General features: G+C 74.2%; 13 protein-coding genes and 4 pseudogenes. 13 read left to right on the top strand and 4 right to left on the bottom strand.

Annotated elements, in window-relative coordinates; genetic code table 11:
* Nucleotides 1–40 precede the first annotated feature (40 nt).
* Nucleotides 41–1,834 carry an ABC transporter ATP-binding protein gene (locus ACN27G_RS19815; RefSeq protein ID WP_421494272.1) on the top strand — a complete coding sequence of 598 codons (1,794 nt, stop codon included), beginning with the start codon at nucleotides 41–43 and terminating at the stop codon, nucleotides 1,832–1,834.
* A 134-nt stretch (nucleotides 1,835–1,968) separates the two neighbouring features.
* The gene (locus ACN27G_RS19810) at nucleotides 1,969–2,847 is read left to right on the top strand and encodes a DUF2470 domain-containing protein (RefSeq protein ID WP_421494271.1); all 879 of its coding nucleotides are present in this window, start codon (nucleotides 1,969–1,971) and stop codon (nucleotides 2,845–2,847) included.
* Between the two features lie 74 nt (nucleotides 2,848–2,921).
* Here the strand turns inward: ACN27G_RS19810 and ACN27G_RS19805 are convergent, their stop codons facing one another.
* From ACN27G_RS19805 to ACN27G_RS19795, 3 genes and pseudogenes are all read right to left on the bottom strand, one after another.
* Nucleotides 2,922–3,533, bottom strand: a complete 612-nt coding sequence (locus ACN27G_RS19805) for a TetR family transcriptional regulator (RefSeq protein WP_421494270.1) — start codon at nucleotides 3,531–3,533, stop codon at nucleotides 2,922–2,924.
* A 94-nt stretch (nucleotides 3,534–3,627) separates the two neighbouring features.
* Nucleotides 3,628–4,383 carry an ABC transporter permease gene (locus tag ACN27G_RS19800; RefSeq protein ID WP_421494269.1) on the bottom strand — a complete coding sequence of 252 codons (756 nt, stop codon included), beginning with the start codon at nucleotides 4,381–4,383 and terminating at the stop codon, nucleotides 3,628–3,630.
* 173 nt (nucleotides 4,384–4,556) lie between these two features.
* Nucleotides 4,557–5,270: pseudogene (locus tag ACN27G_RS19795) on the bottom strand (ABC transporter ATP-binding protein); the annotation flags it as partial.
* A 202-nt stretch (nucleotides 5,271–5,472) separates the two neighbouring features.
* Here ACN27G_RS19795 and ACN27G_RS19790 point away from each other — a divergent pair.
* The 5 genes and pseudogenes from ACN27G_RS19790 (at nucleotide 5,473) to ACN27G_RS19770 (ending at nucleotide 10,439) form a co-directional block, all read left to right on the top strand.
* The gene (locus ACN27G_RS19790) at nucleotides 5,473–6,474 is read left to right on the top strand and encodes an aldo/keto reductase (protein WP_421494268.1); all 1,002 of its coding nucleotides are present in this window, start codon (nucleotides 5,473–5,475) and stop codon (nucleotides 6,472–6,474) included.
* Between the two features lie 132 nt (nucleotides 6,475–6,606).
* Nucleotides 6,607–7,230, top strand: a pseudogene (locus ACN27G_RS19785) (nucleotidyltransferase domain-containing protein); the annotation flags it as partial.
* 360 nt (nucleotides 7,231–7,590) lie between these two features.
* Nucleotides 7,591–8,037 (top strand): phosphoribosyl-AMP cyclohydrolase, encoded by a 447-nt coding sequence (gene hisI / locus ACN27G_RS19780; protein WP_421497390.1) that lies wholly within the window; start codon nucleotides 7,591–7,593, stop codon nucleotides 8,035–8,037.
* Nucleotides 8,038–8,136: 99 nt separating this feature from the next.
* Nucleotides 8,137–9,822, top strand: a complete 1,686-nt coding sequence (locus ACN27G_RS19775; protein WP_421494267.1) for an anthranilate synthase component I — start codon at nucleotides 8,137–8,139, stop codon at nucleotides 9,820–9,822.
* Nucleotides 9,823–9,839: 17 nt separating this feature from the next.
* On the top strand, nucleotides 9,840–10,439 hold the full coding sequence (locus tag ACN27G_RS19770; protein WP_421494266.1) for a Trp biosynthesis-associated membrane protein: 600 nt from the start codon (nucleotides 9,840–9,842) through the stop codon (nucleotides 10,437–10,439).
* A 638-nt stretch (nucleotides 10,440–11,077) separates the two neighbouring features.
* Here the strand turns inward: ACN27G_RS19770 and ACN27G_RS19765 are convergent.
* Nucleotides 11,078–11,308 (bottom strand): annotated as a pseudogene (locus tag ACN27G_RS19765) (hypothetical protein); the annotation flags it as partial.
* Nucleotides 11,309–11,786: 478 nt separating this feature from the next.
* On the opposite strand from ACN27G_RS19765, the gene trpC reads away from it, so the two are divergent.
* The 6 genes and pseudogenes from trpC (at nucleotide 11,787) to ACN27G_RS19735 (ending at nucleotide 21,081) form a co-directional block, all read left to right on the top strand.
* Nucleotides 11,787–12,590 (top strand): indole-3-glycerol phosphate synthase TrpC, encoded by an 804-nt coding sequence (trpC, locus tag ACN27G_RS19760; protein WP_421497389.1) that lies wholly within the window; start codon nucleotides 11,787–11,789, stop codon nucleotides 12,588–12,590.
* Nucleotides 12,587–13,837 (top strand): tryptophan synthase subunit beta, encoded by a 1,251-nt coding sequence (gene trpB, locus ACN27G_RS19755; RefSeq protein WP_421494265.1) that lies wholly within the window; start codon nucleotides 12,587–12,589, stop codon nucleotides 13,835–13,837. Before trpC ends, trpB begins: the two co-directional genes overlap by 4 nt.
* A 5-nt stretch (nucleotides 13,838–13,842) precedes the next feature.
* Nucleotides 13,843–14,781, top strand: coding sequence for a tryptophan synthase subunit alpha (gene trpA / locus ACN27G_RS19750; RefSeq protein WP_421494264.1), 939 nt, complete (start codon nucleotides 13,843–13,845; stop codon nucleotides 14,779–14,781).
* Nucleotides 14,782–14,890: 109 nt separating this feature from the next.
* A pseudogene (gene lgt / locus ACN27G_RS19745) lies at nucleotides 14,891–15,955 on the top strand (prolipoprotein diacylglyceryl transferase); the annotation flags it as partial.
* A 377-nt stretch (nucleotides 15,956–16,332) separates the two neighbouring features.
* On the top strand, nucleotides 16,333–17,532 hold the full coding sequence (locus ACN27G_RS19740) for an FAD-dependent oxidoreductase (RefSeq protein ID WP_421494263.1): 1,200 nt from the start codon (nucleotides 16,333–16,335) through the stop codon (nucleotides 17,530–17,532).
* Nucleotides 17,533–17,757: 225 nt separating this feature from the next.
* The gene (locus ACN27G_RS19735; protein ID WP_421494262.1) at nucleotides 17,758–21,081 is read left to right on the top strand and encodes an ATP-binding protein; all 3,324 of its coding nucleotides are present in this window, start codon (nucleotides 17,758–17,760) and stop codon (nucleotides 21,079–21,081) included.
* The last annotated feature ends 37 nt before the right edge of the window (nucleotides 21,082–21,118 follow it).

Below are 21,118 nucleotides of genomic sequence, written 5' to 3'. Positions count from 1 at the left end.
GATGCCCCCGCGACGGTGCGGGCAGCGGCGAGGTGGCGGCATGAGCGGCAGCACGGTGGTCGACGCCGTGCCCGAGCGGTCGGAGAGTGCCTGGGGAACGCTGCGCCGGGGCCTGGCGCTCTCACCCGAACTGCGCACCGGACTCGCCGGCACGCTCGGGCTGGCCCTGGTGTCGATGCTCGGCCGGGCCGCCGTACCGGTGGCGATCCAGCAGGGCATCGACCGCGGGCTGCGCGCCCCGGGCGGCCCGGACCTGGGCGTGGTCGGGCTGGTGGTGGCGGCCACCGCGGCGGTCCTGGTGGTGACCACCATCTGCGGCTACCTGATGATGCGCCGGCTCTTCACGGTCAGCGAGACGGCGCTGGCCGGGGTGCGGGTCCGGGCGTTCCGGCACGTGCACGACCTCTCGACCCTGCACCAGCAGGCGGAGCGGCGCGGCTCGCTGGTCTCCCGGGTCACCAGCGACGTGGACCAGATCACCCAGTTCCTCCAGTGGGGCGGCGTGATCCTGCTGGTCAACATCGGCCAGCTGGTGGTGACCACCATCGTGATGGCGGTCTACTCGTGGCAGTTGACCCTGGTGGTCTTCGCCGCGTTCGTACCGGCCGCGCTGGTGATCCGGAACTTCCAGCGGCGGCTCGCCACCGCGTACGGGGTGGTCCGGCAGCGCATGGGCGCGATGCTGGCGGCGATCTCCGAGAGCGTGGTGGGCGCGCCCGTGATCCGCGCGTACGGTGTCGCCGGCCGGACCGCCGCCCGGCTGGACCGGACCATCGACGATCAGCGCCGGGCCCAGCAGCGGGCGATCCGGACCAGCGTGATCGGCTTCTCGACCGGGGAGATCGCCGCCGGGCTGGCCCTGGCCGGGGTGGTGGTGCTCGGCGTGCGGCTGGGCGTCGACGGATCGCTCGGAATCGGCGAACTCACCGCCTTCCTCTTCCTGGTCACCCTCTTCATCCAGCCGGTGCAGATCGCCACCGAGGTGCTGAACGAGGCGCAGAACGCGGTCGCGGGCTGGCGACGCGTGCTCGACGTGCTGGACGTGGCGCCGGACGTGGCGGACCCCGGTGAGCAGGGTGTCGACCTGCCGGCCGGACCGATCGACATCCGCTTCGCCCACGTCGACTACCGCTATCCCGGCGGCCCGCCGGTGCTTGTCGACATCAACGTGGACATCCCGGCCAAGACCCGGGTCGCGGTGGTGGGCGAGACCGGCAGCGGCAAGACCACCTTCGCCAAACTGCTCACCCGGCTGATGGACCCGTCCGCCGGGGCGGTGCTGCTCTCCGGGGTGCCGCTGGACCGGGTCAGGTTCGGCTCGCTGCGGTCCCGGGTGGTGATGGTGCCGCAGGACGGCTTCCTCTTCGACTCCACCGTCGCGGAGAACGTCCGGTTCGGCCGGCCGGAGCTGACCGACGAGGAGATCGCGCTCGCCTGCACCGAGCTCGGCCTCGGCGACTGGGTCGACGGACTGCCGGCCGGGCTGGCGACCCCGGTGGGGGAGCGCGGCGAGGCGCTCAGCGTGGGCGAGCGGCAGTTGGTGGCGCTGGCCAGGGCGTACGTCGCCGACCCGGACCTGCTGGTGCTGGACGAGGCGACCAGCGCCGTCGACCCGGCCACCGAGGTACGCCTCCAGCGCACCCTCGACGCGGTGACCCGGGGCCGGACCACGGTGGCCATCGCGCACCGGCTCTCCACCGCGCAGGCCGCCGACGAGGTGATCGTGGTGGACCGGGGCCGGATCGTGCAACGCGGCCCGCACGAGGAGCTACTGGCCGACCCGGACTCCGTCTACGCCCTCCTCTACGCCTCCTGGCTGGAGCAGACCCGGTAAGGAAGGGCCCCGCATTATCGCTTTCTGTTGTAGAAGGGCCCCCGCCTAACCACTCGGGCACATGGACGGCACCTCCGGTATAAGTTAGCCTCGCCTTACTAAGGTCAGGCTAACTTCTGCTGGAGGTCGACGTCATGCAGCCCAGCCCCGCGGAGGTGGCCCGTACCCTGGCCGCCGGCCGGCTCGCCGGCACCGCCCAGGTCGCGTACCGGCCCGGCCCGCACCAGGTCCGGCATGCCACCGACCCGTCCGGCCGGATGCTGCTGCTCGTCTCGATCGTCAGCGACCTGGCCGCCGCGCTCCGGCCCACCGGGGCGGGCCGGGCCACCGCGCTGGTGCTGGACGTACGCGACCTGCCGCCGGGCGCCGGGGCACCCCCGCTCGGCCGGGTCTGGATCTCCGGCTGGCCGGAACCGCTCTCCGGTGCCGAGGCGCGGCGGGCGGCGGTCGACTTCGCCGACGTGGTGCCGACCGGCGACCTGCTGGACGTCGGCGGGTGCTTCACGCTCTACCGCTTCGAGCCGGTGGAGATCCGGCTGGAACGCGCCGGCACGGTGCTGGACGTCGAACCGGCCGAATACGCGGCGGCCGAGCCGGACCCGCTGCATCCGATGGAGCGGGACCTGCTCGCCGACCTCGCGGACCACCACGGACCGGAGATCGCCGCGTTCCTCCGGCGCCAACTCGGCGACATCGTGCCGCCGGCCGGCCCGGACGAGCCGCCGCCCCGGGTGGTCCGGCTCGACCGGTACGGCATGGTGGTGGCGCTCGGCGGCCGCAGCACCCGCTGCCGGGCCCGGCTCGCCTTCCCCCGTCCGCTCGCCAACCAGGCCGAGCTGGCCGAGCTGCTGCACCCGGTCCTCTGCCGGCGGCGGCACCACCCGCAGCATTCCGAGCCGGGCTGGCCGACCGTCGCTGCCAGCCCGACCGGCGCGCAGCGGCCGGCCGCCGGTGCGGCGGAGCAGGGATGGCCGGCCGCCGGCTCACCCGACCAGGCGTGGTTGGAACGGTAGCCGTACGACACCCGGCGACGGCTGCCGCGGGTCAGGCCGGTGGGGCACGGCCGGCCACCGGTGTTCCGCCGAACTCACCGCCGGTCGGCGAGTCCGGCCAGGTCCCCGGCGAGGTAGCGCTGCACGGTCGGGCCGACGGCCGCGACCACGACGTCCGCTGGGGCCGAGGCGAGCGGCTCCAGCCGCAGGATGTAGCGGACGAGCACCATTCCGGCCATCTGGGTGGCGACCAGCGACGAGCGGAGCGGCGCCTCGGCCGGGTCGATCTCGAGCATCCCGGTCGCCCGGCGGAGTACCTGGGTCTCCATGAACTCGCGGAGCAGGCGCGCGGTCCACTCGTTGTTCATCGCGGACCGGAACAGCGCGACGCCGGCCGTGCCGGCGGGGGAGTCCCAGACCCGCAGGAAGGTCCGGACCAGCCGTTCACCAACCCCGTCCAGCCCGCCGGCGACGACCTGCGGCAGCAGCTCCTGCGGGTCGATCGGGATGTCGATGGTGGCCATGAAGAGCCCGTCCTTGGTGCCGAAGTAGTGGTGGATCAGGGCCGGATCGACGCCGGCGCTCGTCGCGATCGCTCGGATCGAGGCGTGGTCGAAGCCGCGTTCGGCGAACGCCTCCCGGGCGGCACTGAGGATCGCCTGCCGGGTGTCGGGATTACCCGGCCGCCGTCCGCTCCGTCGTGCCATCGCCGTCCTCGTACTCGTTCCCACGCGCCGCCAGCGGGGCCCCGGATCCGGGGCACCCGGCCGGCGCGGCGACCGTCGCCGCTGGCGCCGGCCGTCAGCCGGTGCGCCGCCGCAGCGTCGCCGCGGCGAGCACCAGGGCCACCACCACCGCCGCCGCGACCACCGTCACGTCCCGCCACATCGTGCCGGTCGGCTCGGCGTGCGCGCCGACCTGTTGCAGGGCCTCGACCGCGTACGACAGGGGCAGCGCGTCGCTGATCGCCTGTAGCCAGCCGGCCATCTGGTCGCGGACGACGAACAGACCGCAGAGCAGGATCTGCGGGATCACCACGACCGGCATGAACTGTACGGCCTGGAACTCGGTCTGGGCGAAGGCACTGCAGAACAGGCCCAGCGCCACCCCCAGCACGGCGTCCAGCACCGCGATCAGCACCACCAGCCCGGCGTTGCCGGCGGTGGAGAGGCCGAAGAGCCAGTACGCCGCCCCGGCCGCGATCCCCGCCTGGACCGCGGCGGCCAGCCCGAACGCGAGCCCGTAGCCGAAGAGCAGGTCGAGTTTGCCGGCCGGGGTGGTGAGCAGCCGTTCGAGCGTGCCGGAGGTGCGCTCGCGCAGCATCGCGATGCTGGTGACGAGGAACATGATGACGAAGGGGAAGATGCCGAGCATGACCAGTGCGATCCGGTCGAACATGCCCGGCTGCCCCGGAGGCGACGGTTGGTCGCCGAACATGTAGTAGAGCAGCGCCAGCAGCAGCGTCGGCACCACCAGCAGCATCGCCACGGTGCGCCGGTCGTGTCGCAGTTGGCGGAGGATGCGACCGGTGGTGGCGAGGAGGATCCGTGGGTTCATCGCCCGGACCCCCCGTCGGCCGTCGGAGCCAATCCGTCGGCCGTCGGAGCCAATCCGTCGGCCGTCGGGGCCGGTCCGTCGATCGTCGGAGCCGATCCGTCGGCCGTCGGAGCCGATCCGTCGATCGTCCGGAACGACGCGTCGGTCGTCCCGGCGGGCCCGGCGGCGGTGCCGTCCCGGGCGTTCGCCCGGATGAGGCGCAGGAACGCCTCCTCCAGGTCGTCGGTGCCGGCCGCCGCACGTACCGCCGGCAGGGTGTCGTCGGCGATCAGCCGGCCCTCCCGGATCAGCATCAGTCGATCGCATCGGGCTGCCTCGTCCATGACGTGGCTGGAGACGAGCAGCGTGGTGCCCTCAGCGGCCATCCCGTGGAACCTGTCCCACAGCTCGGCCCGGAGCACCGGATCCTGGCCGACGGTCGGTTCGTCCAGGATCACCACCTCGGGGCGCCCGACGAGTGCACAGGCGAGTGAGGCCCGGCTGCGCTGGCCACCGGAGAGGGTCCCGACGAGTTGGTCGGCGGCGTCGGCCAGGCCGACATCGGCGACGGCCCGGTCGGCGTCGTGCCGGCCCAGGGCGTAGAGCCGGCCGAAATACCGGGTGTTCTCCCGGACGGTCAGGTCCGGGTAGACGCTCGGCGACTGGGTCAGATAGCCGACGCGGTGCCGCAGCCCGCGCACCCCCGCCGGCTGGCCGAGCACGGTGACCGAGCCCTCGGCGACGACCTGCACGCCCACGATGGCCCGGAGCAGAGTCGTCTTGCCGCTGCCGCTCGGGCCGAGCAGGCCGGTGACGGTGCCGCGGGGGACGGTGCAGCTGACGCCGTGCAGGACCGGCCGCTTTCCGCGCCGCACGACGAGGTCGCGGACCTCGATCGCCGTCTCCATGGACCCCTCCTTCGATAAATTCAACGGCTGTTGAAATCAACGCTAGTCCACGTCGGGACCGCCTGACAATCACCCCCTCGTTTCCCGGTGCCCGGCGGTCGGGTAGTAGACCGGCGGGGGCGGGGTGGACCATGGGACGCACGGGTGGGCGGCGGAACGCCCGGGTGTGCTGACGGAACGGACGGGTGGACGGAGTGCGGTGATGCGTGAGCGCAGGCTCGGAGCGATCGGACCGGCGGTCTCGGCGGTCGGGCTCGGCTGTATGGGAATGAGCATGGCGTACGGGACCAGGGACGACGAGGAGTCCGTGCGTACCCTGCACCGCGCCCTCGACCTGGGCGTCAACCACCTGGACACCGCCGACATGTACGGCCGGGGGCACAACGAGGAACTGCTCGGCCCGGTCGTCCGCAAGCGCCGCGCCGAGGTGTTCCTGGCGACCAAGTTCGGCAACCGGTTCCGCGGCGGGGGCAACGACACCAGCGCCCCAGGGGTGTACGTCGACAGCAGCGCGGCCTGGGCCCGCGCGGCCTGCGACGCCTCGCTGGTCCGGCTCGGGGTGGAGACCATCGATCTCTACTACCTGCACCGGCGCGACCCGGAGACGCCGATCGAGGAGACCGTCGGAGCGATGGCGGAACTCGTCGTCGACGGGAAGGTCCGGTTCATCGGGCTCTCCGAGGTCAGCCCGGCGACGCTGCGGGCGGCGCACGTCGTCCATCCGGTGGCGGCGGTGCAGATGGAGTACTCGCTCTTCACCCGGGACGTCGAGCGGGAGATGCTGGCGACCTGCCGGGAGCTGGGTGTGGCGCTGGTGGCGTACTCACCGGTGGGGCGTGGGCTGCTGACCGGGACGATCAGTGGTCGGGAGCAACTCGGCACCGACGACTTCCGGAGCCGGGCACCCCGGTTCGCCGAGGAGAACCTCGGTCCCAACCTGGAGTTGGTGGCCCGGGTCGGTGCGGTGGCCGCCGAGATCGGCTGTACGCCGGCCCAGGCGGCGCTGGCCTGGCTGCTCGCCCAGGGCGAGGACGTGCTGCCGATCCCCGGGACCAAGCGGGTCCGCTACCTGGAGGAGAACGCCGCCGCCGCCGACCTGCAGCTCACCGGCGATCAGGTGGCCCGGCTCTCCGCCGCGATGCCGGTCGGGGCGGCGGCGGGTGAACGGTACCCGGCACCGTCAATGCGATTTCTCGGTAAATAACGGACGAAACGCCCATGCGACGCGCGATCGGGCGTTGCGTCATGATCGGAGCTGCGGCACGATGGCGCCGTGGATCACGGTCCGTTACTGCAGCCCGGGTTTTTCGACGCCTGGACGGACCGGCTGCGCCAGATGCCCGGCCCGCCCGTGGTGGCCGTGCTGCTGCGTGGCAGCTATGCCCGGGGCGCCGCCACCCCGTACAGCGACGTGGACATCGATGTCCTGGTCAGCGGGGCGCCATATGCCGCGTACCCGGCGTATCTGGTGGAGGGAGGCAATCGGCTCACCCACCTGTCCGTCGCCGTACGGGACGTCCGATCCTGGCTCGCCCGGCTCGACCGGCCCGCCGAATGGTCCTTCGGGCTGCCGGTCGCCGCGCCCGCACGGTTACTCTGGGCACACAACGACTGGCGGGCGTCGGTCGAGGTGACCGAGATCCGCCAGCGGCCGGCCGACCCCGATCTGGAGGAACTGGTCGCCGCGCTCGGCAAGGTCGGCGGAGCGTGCGCGATCGGCGCCGAGTACGACGCCCGGCTCGCCGCGGCCGAACTGGCCCGGCGGTGCCCGTCGGTACTCCGGCTGGCGAACCCGGAGGTCACCGTCGCCAGCCGGCGGGACGCCCTGGCCGCCGTACTGGAGCTGCCGGTCGCGCCGGACGGCTACCGCGACGACATGCTCACCTGTCTGGGGCTGCACCCTGACACCCTGCCCCGGCTGCACGCCGCCGCGCACCGGCTGGTGGCCGGCACGGTGGCGTTGGCCCGCCCGTACGCCGAGGAGCTGGCCAGGGTGGTCGGCACCGACCTCGCCGCAGCCCTCGACGACGGTCGGCTGGACCGGTACGTCAGCCAACTGGCCCATTCGGACCGGGCCGTCAGTCAACCGGCCTGTCCGGACCGGGCCGTCAGCCAACCGGCCTGTCCGGACCGGGGCGAACCGGCCAGCCGGCAGCAGACCGCCGGCCGGTCCGGGACGCGAGGGCCGGTGGGCGGCCAGGTGGCGGCGGACCCGGAGAGATCTACCCGGGGGCGCGACGGCGTGACGTGGGCCACTGTGCGGGACGGGAGCGGGGAGGGGTGGGCGGTTCCCGTCCCACGTGCGAAACAATCGGGAACTATGCCCGTACCCGATCTCTCCCCGGCGACCGCGCCCGGCCCCGCGCGGCCCTCGGCCCTCGACCCGGCGGTCGCCGCGCGGCTGCGCCGCAACCCCGACGGACTCGTCGCCGCGGTGGTCCGGGCAGACGACTCCGGTGACGTGCTGATGATGGCCTGGATGGACGACGAGGCGCTGCACCGGACCCTCACCACCGGCCGGGCCACCTACTGGTCGCGCAGCCGCCAGGAATACTGGGTAAAGGGCGAGACCTCCGGCCACCACCAGTACGTCCGCTCGGTCGCGCTCGACTGCGACGGCGACGCCGTGCTGGTCAGCGTCGACCAGGTGGGCGCCGCCTGTCACACCGGTGACTGGACCTGCTTCTCCGACCCGCTCCCGGTCACCGGGGCGGCTCCCGGGGCGGCTCCCGGGGCGGCTCCCGACTCCGCCGGGCCGTCGACGTGACCGAGACGCGGCCGGAGGATGTGACCGAGACACGGCCGGAGGACCTGACCGAGACACGGCCGGAGGCGGCCGTGACGCTGCGACCGGGGCGGTGAGCCGATGACGACCGGAGCGGTGAGCCCGGACGAGGCGACCTTCCGGGAACTGGCCCGGACCCGGCGGGTGGTGCCGGTGGTCCGTCGGCTGCTCGCAGACGGGGAGACCCCGGTCGGGGTCTACCGCAAGCTGGCCGGCGGCCCCGGGACCTTCCTGCTCGAGTCCGCGGAACAGGGCGCCGGCGCGGCCGGGATCGCCTGGTCGCGCTACTCCTTCATCGGCGTACGCAGCAGTGCCACGCTGGTCGAGCGGGACGGTCGGGCGCACTGGCTCGGCGTACCCCCGGCCGGGGTGCCGAGCGGAGGCGACCCGGTGGGGGTGCTGCGGGCGACCGTCGCCGCGCTGACCGGTCCTGCCGCCGCCGGCCCGGTCGGCCCGGTCGGCCCGGTCGGCCCGGAACACGGGCCGCTGCCGCCGCTCTCCGGCGGGATGGTGGGCTACCTCGGCTACGACATCGTGCGGCGGATCGAGCGGCTCCCGTCACTGACCGAGGACGACCTGCGCCTGCCCGAGCTGGGCATGATGCTCGCCACCGACCTGGTCGTGCTGGACCACTTCGACGGCTCCGCCATCCTGGTGGCGAACGCGCTCCTGCCGGCTCTGCCCGACGGCTCCGACATCGGCGGCGACGAGACCGCGGACGGGGACACCGGGCTCACGGCGGGCCAGGACACCCGCCCGACAGCGGAGCGGGAGACCCGGCTGGCGGCGGACCGGGATGCCCGGGTGACGGCGGCGTACCACCAGGCGGTCGGCCGGCTGGACGCGATGACCAGCGCGCTCTCCCGGCCGATCCCACCGATGATCGCAACCGTCGACCGGCCCTCACCGGGCGAGGTGGTCTGCCGGACGGCCGAGGGGGAGTACCCGAAGGCGGTCGAGGCGGCGAAGGAGGCGATCCGGGCCGGCGAGTGCTTCCAGATCGTGCTGGCCCAGCGCTTCGAGCGGGACACCCGGGCCGACCCGCTCGACGTCTATCGGGTGCTGCGGACCACCAACCCGAGCCCGTACATGTATCTGCTCCGCTTCGACGACTTCGACATCGTCGGATCGTCCCCCGAGGCACACCTGAAGGTCACCACCGGCGACGACGGTCAGCGGCGGGCGATGCTGCACCCGATCGCCGGCACCCGGCCCCGGGGGAACAGCCCGGCCGAGGACGGCCGGCTGGCCACCGAGCTGATCACCGACCCGAAGGAACGGGCCGAGCACGTGATGCTGGTCGATCTGGGCCGCAACGACCTTGGCCGGGTCTGCCGGCCGGGCACGGTCGAGGTGCCGGAGTTCGCCACCATCGAGCGGTACAGCCACGTGATGCACATCGTCTCGACAGTGGTGGGGACGCTGCGCGACGACCGGACCGCGTTCGACGCGCTGGCGGCCACGTTTCCGGCCGGAACGCTCTCCGGCGCACCCAAGGTACGGGCGATGGAGATCATCGAGGAACTGGAACCGACCCGCCGCGGGCTGTACGGCGGGACGGTCGGCTACTTCGGCTTCGGTGGTGACCTCGACATGGCGATCGCGATCCGGACCGCGCTGATCCGGCGCGGGCGGGCGTACGTGCAGGCCGGCGCCGGCATCGTCGCCGACTCCGACCCTGCGGCCGAGGACCGGGAGACCCGCAGCAAGGCGGCCGCCGTCCTGGCCGCGATCGCGGCGGCCGAGACCCTGCGGCCGGCCCGGTGAGGACCGAGGAAGGGCCGGTGGCAGTTCCGACTCCGGCGACGGGCCGGCGGGAGTTGGCGTACGCCGTGCTGCTCTGCCTGCTCGGCGCCGGCCTGGCGGTCTTCGCGGCGACCCGGACCTGGTCGGTCGAACTGACCGCCCGACCGGCACCGTTGCCACCGGATCGGCTGACCCGGAGCGGGTCGGATCTGCTGCCCTGGCTTCCGGCACTGGCCCTGGTCGGCCTCGCCGCAGCCGGGGCCGTGCTCGCCGCCCGGGGGGCGGGGCGTCGGCTGGTCGGCGGAGTGCTGGCGGTGATCGGTGCGGGAATAGCGTTCGGTGCCGCGTACGGCGGATTCGGCACCGGCGGTGACGTACGTGCCGGCTGGCCGCTGCTCTGCGTACTCGGTGGCCTGCTGGCCGCCACGGCCGGTGGATTCACCGCCGTCCGGGGCGGTGGCTGGCCGGTGATGGGCGCCCGCTACGAGCGGGGGCATCGGGCCGGTGCGGGCCGGGACGGCACGACAGCCGACACCGGAGCAGCCGGCCGGCCCGCCACCGACGGCCGGCTCGACGGCCGGCACACGACCGCCGCCTGGGACGCGCTGGACCGGGGCGAGGACCCGACGGCCGGCTGACCGGCTGCGGGTCCGCAGCCGACCCAGGACGATCCGGACGGTCAGCGGCGGCCGGGTGATCTGCGGCGGCCGGGTGATCTGCGGCGGCCGGGTGATCTGCGGCCGGGCGCGTCACTCGGCTGCGGTCTCGGAGTGGTTCGCCAACGGACGCGTCGGTCGGCGGCGGATCCGGAGATCGATCGGTCAGCGGCGGTCCCGGGGGATCAGCGGACCGGCTGCCGTCGGACGGTCGATCCGGGTCGCGTCGCGACGTCGCTGGCCGACCCCGATCGCCGATCGACGCCGACGGCGCGGCCCCGTCGGCCCGCACCGCCCCGGGCGGCCGAGCCGGTCGGCGCGATGGTGCCGGTCGTGGTGCCGGTTGTGGCGGTGGTGCCGGTTGTGGTGCCGGTTGTGGCGGTGGTGCCGGTTGTGGCGGTGGTGCCGGTTGTGGCGGTGGTGCCGGTTGTGGCGATGGCGCCGGTCGTGGTGCTGGCGCCGGTCGTGGTGACTGGGCCCGTCATGGTGGTGGTGCCCGTCATGGTGACGGCCTCGGCATTCCCGGCCGACACCGGCCGCACGGAGGCCACCGGTCGTGCGTGTGCCGCCGACGCTGCGTGTGCCGCGGGCGTACCCGATGCCGCCGGTGCTGCGAGCGTGGCTGCCGGCGGGGCGGTGAGCGTTGCCACCAGGGCACGGATCTCGTCGCGCCGGTGCGCGCGATCCCGGTCGGCGCAGATCGCCTCCCAGGCGTTGCCCCGGGCGGTACGGACCCGGGCGTCGCCGACCACCACCCGTTCCACGTTGTGGACCACGCCGGCCGCAACGGAGAGTACGGCCCGGGGGATGTTGGTCAGGCCGATGCTCGAGCCAGGCTTCGCAGCGCTCATGTCTTTCCCCGCACGGAAGTCGATCCGACTGGTCGGCGGGGGCCCCGCGACCAGTGTGCCCGACGTTGATGGTGCCCACCTGGTGTTTCCGGTCGGTAACCCCGGATCGACGGTTCGCCTCCTGGCCGGTTCACCAACGGAGACAACCCGGTGCGTCGCATCGGGCTTCCTTGATCCTCGTCACAGCCGCCGGCCGCCTCGTGGAAGCCGGCACCCGCCTGCCGCGGCCTGCCGCCGCTACGCCCCCGGACCGGGCGGCCCCGGGGCCGATCTTTCGATGGCGCACTGTGACATTTCGCTCACAGGGGCGGCCATTATGCCCCAGCCCATCTCGTGAAGCAGGCCATACCCCCGGCGGCGTCCGCCCCGTGGCGGCGCCTAGCATCGGCCCATGACACCCGGAGAGGGGAGTCCGTTGGTGACTGCTGAGCATCCGCACGCGGCGGAGGACGGAGCCGGATCGGCGTCGTCCACCAATGTGCTCGACGAGATCCTCGCAGGGGTCCGCGAGGACATCGCACGCCGGCAAGAACAGGTCCCGCTGGAGCAGATCAAGGAACTCGCGGCGGCCGCCGCGCCGCCCCGGGACGCGTACGCGGCACTGCGCCGCCCGGGCGTGGGGGTGATCGCCGAGGTGAAGCGCTCCTCACCGTCCAAGGGGCAGCTCGCCGAGATCGCCGACCCGGCCGACCTGGCCGGTGACTACGCCGCCGGCGGGGCGCGCTGCATCAGCGTACTCACCGAGGGGCGCTGGTTCGGCGGGTCGCTCGACGATCTGGCGGCGGTCCGGAGCGCGGTGGACATCCCCGTGCTCCGCAAGGACTTCGTCGTCTCCAGCTACCAGGTGCACGAGGCCCGGGCGCACGGCGCCGACCTGGTGCTGTTGATCGTCGCCGCCCTGGAGCAGAACGTGCTGGTCGGCCTCCTGGAGCGGATCGAGTCGCTGGGCATGACCGCTCTGGTCGAGGTGCACGACGAGGAGGAGGCGGACCGCGCCCTGGAAGCCGGTGCCCGGGTGATCGGGGTGAACGCCCGTAACCTCCGTACCCTTGAGGTCGACCGGTCGGTCTTCGAGCGGATCGCGCCCGGACTGCCGAACAAAGTCGTCAAGATCGCCGAGTCCGGCGTGCGCGGCCCGCACGACCTCATCCGGTACGCCTCGGCCGGCGCCGACGCCGTCCTGGTCGGCGAGGGGCTGGTCACCCAGAAGAGCCCTCGCGAGGCAGTGGCCGAGCTGGTCAACGCCGGTAACCACCCCGCCACGCCGAGGCCGGTCCGATGAGCGGGCCCACCGGCCCCGTCCCGCAGGGCGGCGAGGCGTTGCTGCCCGACGGCGCCGGACACTTCGGCCGATACGGCGGCCGCTTCGTCCCCGAGGCCCTGGTGGCCGCGCTCGACGAGCTGGACGTGGCGTACCGGAAGGCGCTGACCGACGACTCCTTCCAGACCGAGTTCACGGCGCTGCTGCGCGAGTACGCCGACGTGCCGTCCCTGCTCTACCGGGCCGAGCGGCTCTCCGCCCGGGTCGGGGCCCGGATCCTGCTCAAGCGTGAGGACCTCAACCACACCGGCGCGCACAAGATCCGCAACGTGCTCGGCCAGGCACTGCTCACCAAGCGGATGGGCAAGCCCCGGGTGATCGCCGAGACCGGCGCCGGACAGCACGGGGTGGCGAGCGCGACGGCTGCCGCGTACCTCGACCTGGAGTGCGTGGTCTACATGGGCGAGCTGGACACCCAGCGGCAGGCCCTGAACGTCGCCCGGATGCGGATGCTCGGCGCGACCGTCGTCCCGGTCACCGCCGGCTCCCGCACCCTCAAGGACGCGATGAACGAGGCGCTGCGGGACTGGGTCGCCAACGTCGACCGGACGCACTACCTGATCGGCACCACCGCCGGCCCGCACCCCTTCCCGGCGATGGTCCGGGAGTTCGTCCGGGGCATCGGGGTGGAGGCCCGGCAGCAGTGCCTGGAGCTGACCGGGGCGCTGCCGGACGCGGTCACCGCCTGCGTCGGCGGCGGCTCCAACGCGCTCGGCATCTTCCACGCCTTCGTCCCCGACGACGGGGTCCGGCTCTACGGCTTCGAGGCCGGCGGCGACGGGATCGACACCGGACGGCACGCGGCGAGCATCACCGGCGGCTCCTCCGGGGTGCTGCACGGTGCCCGCACCTACGTGCTCCAGGACGCCGACGGGCAGACCGTCGAGTCGCACTCGATCTCGGCCGGGCTGGACTATCCCGGGGTCGGCCCCGAGCACGCCTGGCTGCACGACGCCGGCAGGGCCCGGTACGCCCCGGTCACCGACGCGGAGGCGATGGAGGCGTTCCAGCTGCTCTGCCGGACCGAGGGGATCATCCCGGCGATCGAGAGCGCACACGCGCTCGCCGGCACACTGAAGATCATCCCTGAGCTCGCCGCCGAGCTGGGCCGCGAGCCGACCATCGTGGTCAACCTCTCCGGCCGGGGCGACAAGGACGTACACACCGCCGGGGAGTATTTCGGCATCCTCGACGAGCAGCGGAGGTGAGCGAGATGACCGCCACCACCGACCCGAGCAGCGGGGCTGCCACCACCGACCCGAGCAGCGGGGCTGCTCCGGCGGGCGGCGGGGCTGCTTCCGCCGGCAGCAGCGGGGCCGCTCCGGCGGGCGGCGGTGCGGCCGGCTCCGACCGGAGCATCGCCGTCGCCTTCGAGAAGGCCCGGGCCGAGGGGCGGGCGCTGCTGATCGGCTGCATGCCGGCCGGGTTTCCGACCGTGGACGGCAGCATCGCCGCGATGCGGGCCATGGTCGACGCCGGGGTCGACGTGATCGAGGTCGAGATCCCGTACTCCGACCCGGTCATGGACGGGCCCGTCATCCAGCGGGCCAGCGACATCGCGCTGGCCGGGGGCGTACGCACCGCCGACACGCTGCGGGCCATCGAGGCGGTGGCGTCGACCGGCGCACCGGTGGTCACGATGACCTACTGGAGCCCTGTCGAGCGCTACGGCGTCGACGCCTTCGCCCGGGACCTCGCCGCCGCCGGCGGCACCGGCCTGATCACCCCGGACCTGATCCCGGAGGAGGCCGGCGAGTGGCTGGCCGCCTCTGACGCGTACGGGCTGGACCGGACGTTCCTGGTCGCGCCCTCCTCCACCGATCGGCGGCTGGCGCTGACCCTGGCCCACTGCCGGGGCTTCGTCTACGCCACCGCCCTGATGGGGGTTACCGGGGCCCGGGAGAAGACCTCGGACGCCGCGCCGACGCTGGTCGGCCGGGTCCGGGCGGTCAGCGGGCTGCCGGTCGGGGTGGGGCTGGGGGTCGGCACGGGCGCGCAGGCCGCCGAGGTCGGCCGGTACGCCGACGGCGTCATCGTCGGCAGCGCCCTGATCCGCTGCCTGCTGGACGCCCCCGACGAGGCGGCCGGGCTCTCCGCGCTCGGCGCCCTGAGCAGCGAACTTGCCGGGGGAGTCCGCGCCATCTCCCGCTGAACGGTTAGGAAGGGCCCCTTCTTATGCAAAAAGCGATAAGAAGGGGCCCTTCCTTTCACCCCGGGCCGGGGTGCCGCTCGCGGGGGGGACGACGGTAGCCTGTGCATCCGTGACCCTCGCCTCGCTCTCTCCTCAGGCGGCCCTGCCGAGTCCCGCCACCGCCGTCTGGCAGCTCGGACCGGTGCCGATCCGGGCGTACGCACTCTGCATCGTGCTCGGCATCGTGGTCGCCTGCGTGGTGACCGAGCTGCGGCTGCGCCGCCGCGGTGTCGCGCCCTGGGCGGTGCTGGACATCGCCGTCTGGGCGGTCCCGTTCGGCATCGTAGGCGCCCGGATCTACCACGTGATCAGCTCTCCGGCCGGCTACTTCGGCGAGGGCGGTGATCCGGTCAGGGCGTTCTACATCTGGGAGGGCGGTCTCGGCATCTGGGGCGCGGTCGCGGGTGGTGCCGTCGGCGCCTGGCTCGCCGCCCGGCAGCTCGGCCTGCCGCTGACCGTGGTCGCCGACGCCCTCGCCCCCGGCCTGCCGCTGGCCCAGGCCGTCGGGCGGGTCGGCAACTGGTTCAACAACGAGCTGTACGGCGGGCAGACCACGCTGCCATGGGGTCTGGAGATCCACCGGATGGACCCGACGAATCCCGGGCACGCGCTGCGCGACGACAGCGGCAACCCGGTGCTCGAACCGGGCCTCTACCACCCGACCTTCCTCTACGAGGCGATCTGGAACGTCGGTGTCGCCGGCCTGGTCTTCTTCCTGGACCGGCGGCTGAAGCTCGGTCGGGGCCGGGCGTTCGCCCTCTACGTGATGGGCTACACCGCCGGACGGTTCTGGATCGAGATGATGCGCACGGACGAGGCGAACGAGATCCTCGGGGCCCGGCTCAACGTCTGGACGGCCGCCGTGGTCTTCCTCGGCGCGCTTGTCTACTTCGTGCGGGTGCGCGGCCCGCAGGAGTACCTCGTACCGGTCGGCGGCGCGACCGCACCGCCCGTCGAGGGTGCCGCCACCAGCGACGTCTCCCAGGTCGACGTCTCCCGGGAGCCGGCCGCCGTCGGCGCGCCCAGCGCCTACCGGGTGGTGACCGAGGAGGAGTTCCGGCGCTTCCAGGCCACCGGCGAGCTCCCGCCGGACGACCGGCCGGATGGTGAGCTCGACGACCAGCTCGATGACCGGCTCGATGACCGGCTCGACGACCAACTCGATGACCGGCTCGACGACCAGCTCGATGACCGGCTCGACAGTGAGCTCGATGACCGGGTTGACAGCGGGACGGCGGAACCGGGCTCGACCGGTCAGCCCGACGCCGACTCCGCAGGGCCCGACGCCGAGCCGGCAGGGCCCGACGCCGAGCCGGCAGGGCCCGACGCCGACTCCGGGCAGCCGGGGGCGGACGGTGTCGGGGCGGACCGTGTCGGCGACGGCGGGGAGGCCGGCGCGCGGTCGGCCGCGACCGCCGGACAGCCGGCAGCCGACGCCGGCACGGATCCGGCCGACGCCGGTGTCGTGCCAGGGACCGCCGACCGGGACCGTTGAGCGGAGGAGCCGACCCGATGCGTACGGCCGTGGTGGTGGGTGCCGGGATCGGCGGGTTGGCGACCGCGGGTGCGCTGGCCCGCTCCGGTTGGCAGGTGACCCTGCTGGAACGGGACGACCGGGTACGCGCCGACCGGACCGCGCTGGTGCTCTGGCCCAACGGCGTACGCGCACTGCGCGCCCTCGGCCTCGGCGACGGACTGGCGGCGATCGCGACTCCGCTGCCGGACGTCGGCGTCCGGCGCCCCGACGGGCACTGGCTGGTGCAGCCCCGCCCCGGGCTCGCCGAACGCGCGCCGGTCGTCGTACACCGGGAGGACCTGCACGACGCGCTGGTCGCCGGCCTCGGCGACCGGGTGGAGATCCGGACGGGCTTCGAGGTCCGCACCGTCCGGTTCGCCGACGGCGACCGCCCTGCCGTCGGCGACGGACGCGGCAGCTACGAGGCCGACCTGGTGGTCGCCGCCGACGGCATCGACAGCGCGGTACGCCGCCGGCTGGCGCCGGAGGCGGCCGTGGTCAGCTCCGGCTGCGCCGCGTGGCGGGCGGTGATCCCCTGGTACCGCGCACCACAGTTGCCGCCCGACCGTCCGGTCGACGGCGAGACGCTCGGCGCCGGTTACCGGTTCGTCGCGGTCTCGCTCGGCGACCGCGGCTCGTCGGGTGCCTCCACCCGGGGCGGGATCTACTGGGTGGCGACGGCGGCCGGCGCGTCCCGCCCGGAGTCGCCGGCCACCCAACTCGGCCTGCTCCGCCGCTGGTTCGCGAACTGGCCGGCCCCGATCGGTGACCTGCTCGCCGCCACCGAGCCGGAGGACCTGGTCCAGCAGGAGGTACGCGAGCTACGCCCGCTGCCCCGCAGCTACGGCTTCCCGGCCGGCACCGGTGGGGTGGTGCTGCTCGGCGACTCCGCGCACGCCATGCCGCACCACCTGGGCCAGGGCGCCTGCCTCGCGCTCGAGGACGCCGCCACGCTGCGCTCGCTGGTCCGTGAGGCGATCCCCGGCGTGCCGCTGCGCGAGGCGGTCGAGTCGTACAGCCGGCTCCGCCGGCCCCGGACCGTGACCGTGGTCCGGCAGACCCGCCGGATGTCGGCGGTGTTGCAGGCCCGGGGACGGCTGGCGCTGCGCGCCCGGGACGCCGCCCTCGGCACGATCACCCCTCGGCTGCTGGGGAGCGCGGCCAGTGCGGCGGCCCAGTGGCGGCCACCGGAGTGATCGACGGGGGATCGGCCGCCGGATGACCGGCGCCGGATCATCGGTTGTGGAGCCGGACCCGGTTGACCCGACGATCTCCGAATCGAAGCGGACCGCTGCCCGAGCGGGTCGCGCCGGACCCTCCGGTTCGTCGGCTAACCGACCGGTCGGGAGGATGCCCCGCCCCGCGTCGCGTCGCGCACACTACCCGGGAGCGAAGGTGAGGGCTCCCAGTTGCGGCACAGCGTGCCTGATCAGCAGGCCAGGACGGAGAGGCGGCCGGACGCCCCGGGCGAGGTACGGCTGCTCGGGCAGGTGCGGCTGATCGGCCCCGGAGGGCCGGTCGCCCTGCCGGGCGGATCCGGTCCGCTGCTCGGGCTGCTGGCGCTGCGACCCAACCGGCCCGTCCCGGATGCGGAGCTGCTGGCCGCGCTCGCCGGTGCCGACGCGCTGTCCCGGACCGCCGGCCGCCCTCTGGAGCGGCCGGCGGCGCTGCTGGCCCACGCATTGGCCGAGTGTGGTTCGCCGGGCACGCTGGAGATCCACTCCGCCGGTTACCTGCTGCGGATGGCGAGCAGCCGGATCGACGCCTCCCGGTTCGTCCAGATGCTCGCGCAGGCCCGCCGCCGGATGGCCTCCGGCGACCTGCACGTCGCCGGCCGACTCTTCCAGGACGCGCTGGCGATCTGGCCCGAACCGGCCGGCCCGACCGGCGCCGACGAGGCGGACGACACCTACCGGCTCTGCCCGTCCGGCTGGGCAGCCGTCGAACTGGGCCGGCTGCGGCAGGCCCGGATCGACGCCTTCGAGGACCGCTGGGAATGCGCGCTACGGCTCGCCGTGGCGGCGCACCGTGCCGCCGGTGGTCCGGTTGCCGACCGGGCCGTGGTGGCCGCCGGGGCCAGCGCCGCCAAGGTGGGCCGGGCCGGGGTCGCCGAGCTGACCGGGGCGCTGGCGGTCCACCCACTGCGGGCCCGCCTGTGGGAGCTGCTGCTCGTCGCCTCCTATCTCGACCGGGGGCGCCGGGCCGTCGCCGAGGTCCAACGGCGGGCCCGGGAGGTCTTCCTGGAGCAGTTGGGCGTCGAGCCGGCCGGCCGGGTGTGCGTACTCGCCGATGCGGTGCAGGTCGGCGAACTGCCCGAGGACTGGGTGAGCGGTCACCGGCCGGCGTCCACGCCGGAGATCACTCCCGATCCGCCGGTGCCCCGGCCACGCTCGGCCGCCCGGCTTCCGGTCCCGCTCACCGCCCTGCTCGGCCGCGACGAGCTGCTCGGCGTCGTCGCCGCCCGGCTGGCCGAGCAGCGCCTGGTGACGCTCACCGGTCCGGGTGGGTCGGGCAAGACCCGGCTGGCCGTCGCCGTGGCCGGGGCATTCTCCGACCGGCAGGTCTGGTTCGTCGACCTGACCGCCGTGGAGAGCCCGGTACGGGTGCCGCAGGCGGTGGCCGCCGCGCTCGGCGTACCGGACGTGGGGCGGGACACCGTCGAGGCGCTCGCCGCCGACCTCGGCCCGGTCCGGGCACTGCTCGTGCTCGATAACTGCGAACACCTGGTCGCCGGCTGCGCCGAGCTGGTGGACCGGCTGCTGTCACACTGCCCGGAGTTGCGCGTGCTGGCGACCAGCCGGGTACCGCTGCGGTTGCCCGCCGAGTCGCGGATCCGGGTGCCGGCGCTCGCCGTACCGGAGGGGGAGGCCGGGCACAGCCTCGCCGCACTGGCCGCACATCCGGCGACCCGACTCTTTCTCGAACGGGCCCGCGAGTTCTCCGGCCGCCCGCTGCCGGAGAGCAGCGCCGACGCGGTCGTCCGGCTCTGCGCCGACCTGGACGGGCTGCCGCTGGCGATCGAGCTGGCTGCGGCGCGTACCCCGATGCTCACGGTCGACGAGATCATCGCACGGTTGACGATCGACCTGGGGCTGCTCCGCAACCCGGATCCGAGGCCGCCGGACCGGCACCGCAACGTGACGGTCGCGGTGGAGTCCAGCCTGGCCCTGCTGGACGCCGACGCCTGCCGGCTGTTCGACCGGCTCTCGATCTGTGCGGGCGGCTTCGACGCCGAGGTGGCGCGCGCGATCGGCGGACCAACCGCACCGGGCGCGCTCGTCGCGCTCGTCGAGGCGTCCCTGGTGGAACCGCTACCCGACGCCGCGTCCGGGGAGGACGCCGCGTCCGGAGAGTCTGTGGACGCGGGGATCGGGGCGTCGGACCCGGCCGGGTCGGGCGGGCTGGCCGGGTCTGGCGGGCTGGCGGGGTCTGGCGGGCTGGCGGGGTCTGGCGGGCTGGCGGGGTCGAGCGGGTCGGTCGGGGACGGGCGGGTTCGCTACCGGATGCTGGAACCGATCCGGCGGCACGCGTTGGCCCGGCTGGTCGGCTCCGGTGCCGAGTCGACCACCCGGCACGCGCTGGCGGCGTACTGCCTGACCCTGGCCCAGCGGGCCGATGCCCGGCTGCGCGGCGCCGACCGGGACGGGTGGCTGGCCCGGCTGCGCGCCGAGGAGCCCAACCTGCGGTCCGCGATGGCCTGGCTGGCCGAGGCGGGTGCCGCCGGCCCTGCCTACGGTGACCTGCGGCTCGCCGCCGCGCTGGCAATGTACTGCCGGCTGGAGGGAAACTACCGCGAGGGGCACGACTGGCTGGCCGGGGCGCTGGCCCGGCATCCGGACGCTCCGGCCGGGCTGCGTTCCCGGGCCGGCATCGGTGCCGCCATGCTGGCGATGCTGGTCTGCGACTATCCGGCGGCGATCCGGCACGCGGAGCTGGCCCGGGCCGCCTGCCAGGTCACCGGAAACCGGCAGGTTGAGGGGCAGGTGGAGCAGATTCTCGGTTCGGTGGCGCGGGAGCAGGCCCGCTACGCCGAGTCCGCCCGTCACCTGGCCGCGGCCGGCGCCATCTTCGCCGACTGCGCCGACGAGTGGGGCGAGGCACAGACCACCGAGCTGCGCGGCTTCACTGCCTGGCTCTCCGGGGACCTGGACCGGGCCGACTCGCGGTTGTGGGCGAGCCTGCGCCGGCACGAGCGGCTGGGCGACGTGCTGGCGGCGGCAAGTGCGCTGATGAACCTCGGCGCGGTCGCGCTCTACCGGGGTGACATCGACCGGGCGTCGTCGCTGCTGGACGTGGCGCTGCGGCGATACTCCACAATGGGTTTCCCGGAGGGGGTCGGCTGGGCGCACAACCTGCGCGGCCTGGTCGAACTGCGCGGCGGGCACATCCGGCGGGCCGCCCGGCACCTGAGGCTCAGCCTCGCCGCGCACCGGCAGGTCGGCGACCGGTGGCGTACCGCCAGTGTGCTGGAGGCCCTGGCCGAGGTGGCCCGGCAGGAGGGTGATCCGGTTCGCGGCGCCTGGCTGCTCGGTGCGGCCGACCGGATCCGTACGGAGATCGGCGCTCCGGTGCCGGCGTGCGAGCGGGCGGACACCGAGGCGACCGAGCGGGCCCTGCGCGCGCAGTTGGACGCCCCGGTGTGGCAGCTCTGGACCTCCGGCGGCGGGAGCGGCTTCGCCGTGGCCCACCGGTACGGCCAGGAGGCCCCGCTGGACACCGTCCTGGCCGACAGGCCCCCTGCCTGATCCGGTCTGCGCCGGTCTGCGCCGGTCTGCGGCCAAT

The sequence above is a fragment of the Plantactinospora sp. WMMB334 genome (assembly GCF_049179095.1).
Classification (GTDB): Bacteria; Actinomycetota; Actinomycetes; order Mycobacteriales; family Micromonosporaceae; genus Plantactinospora.
Note: the sequence above shows the minus strand (reverse complement) of the source record. Positions and strands in the feature narration are given on the sequence as shown.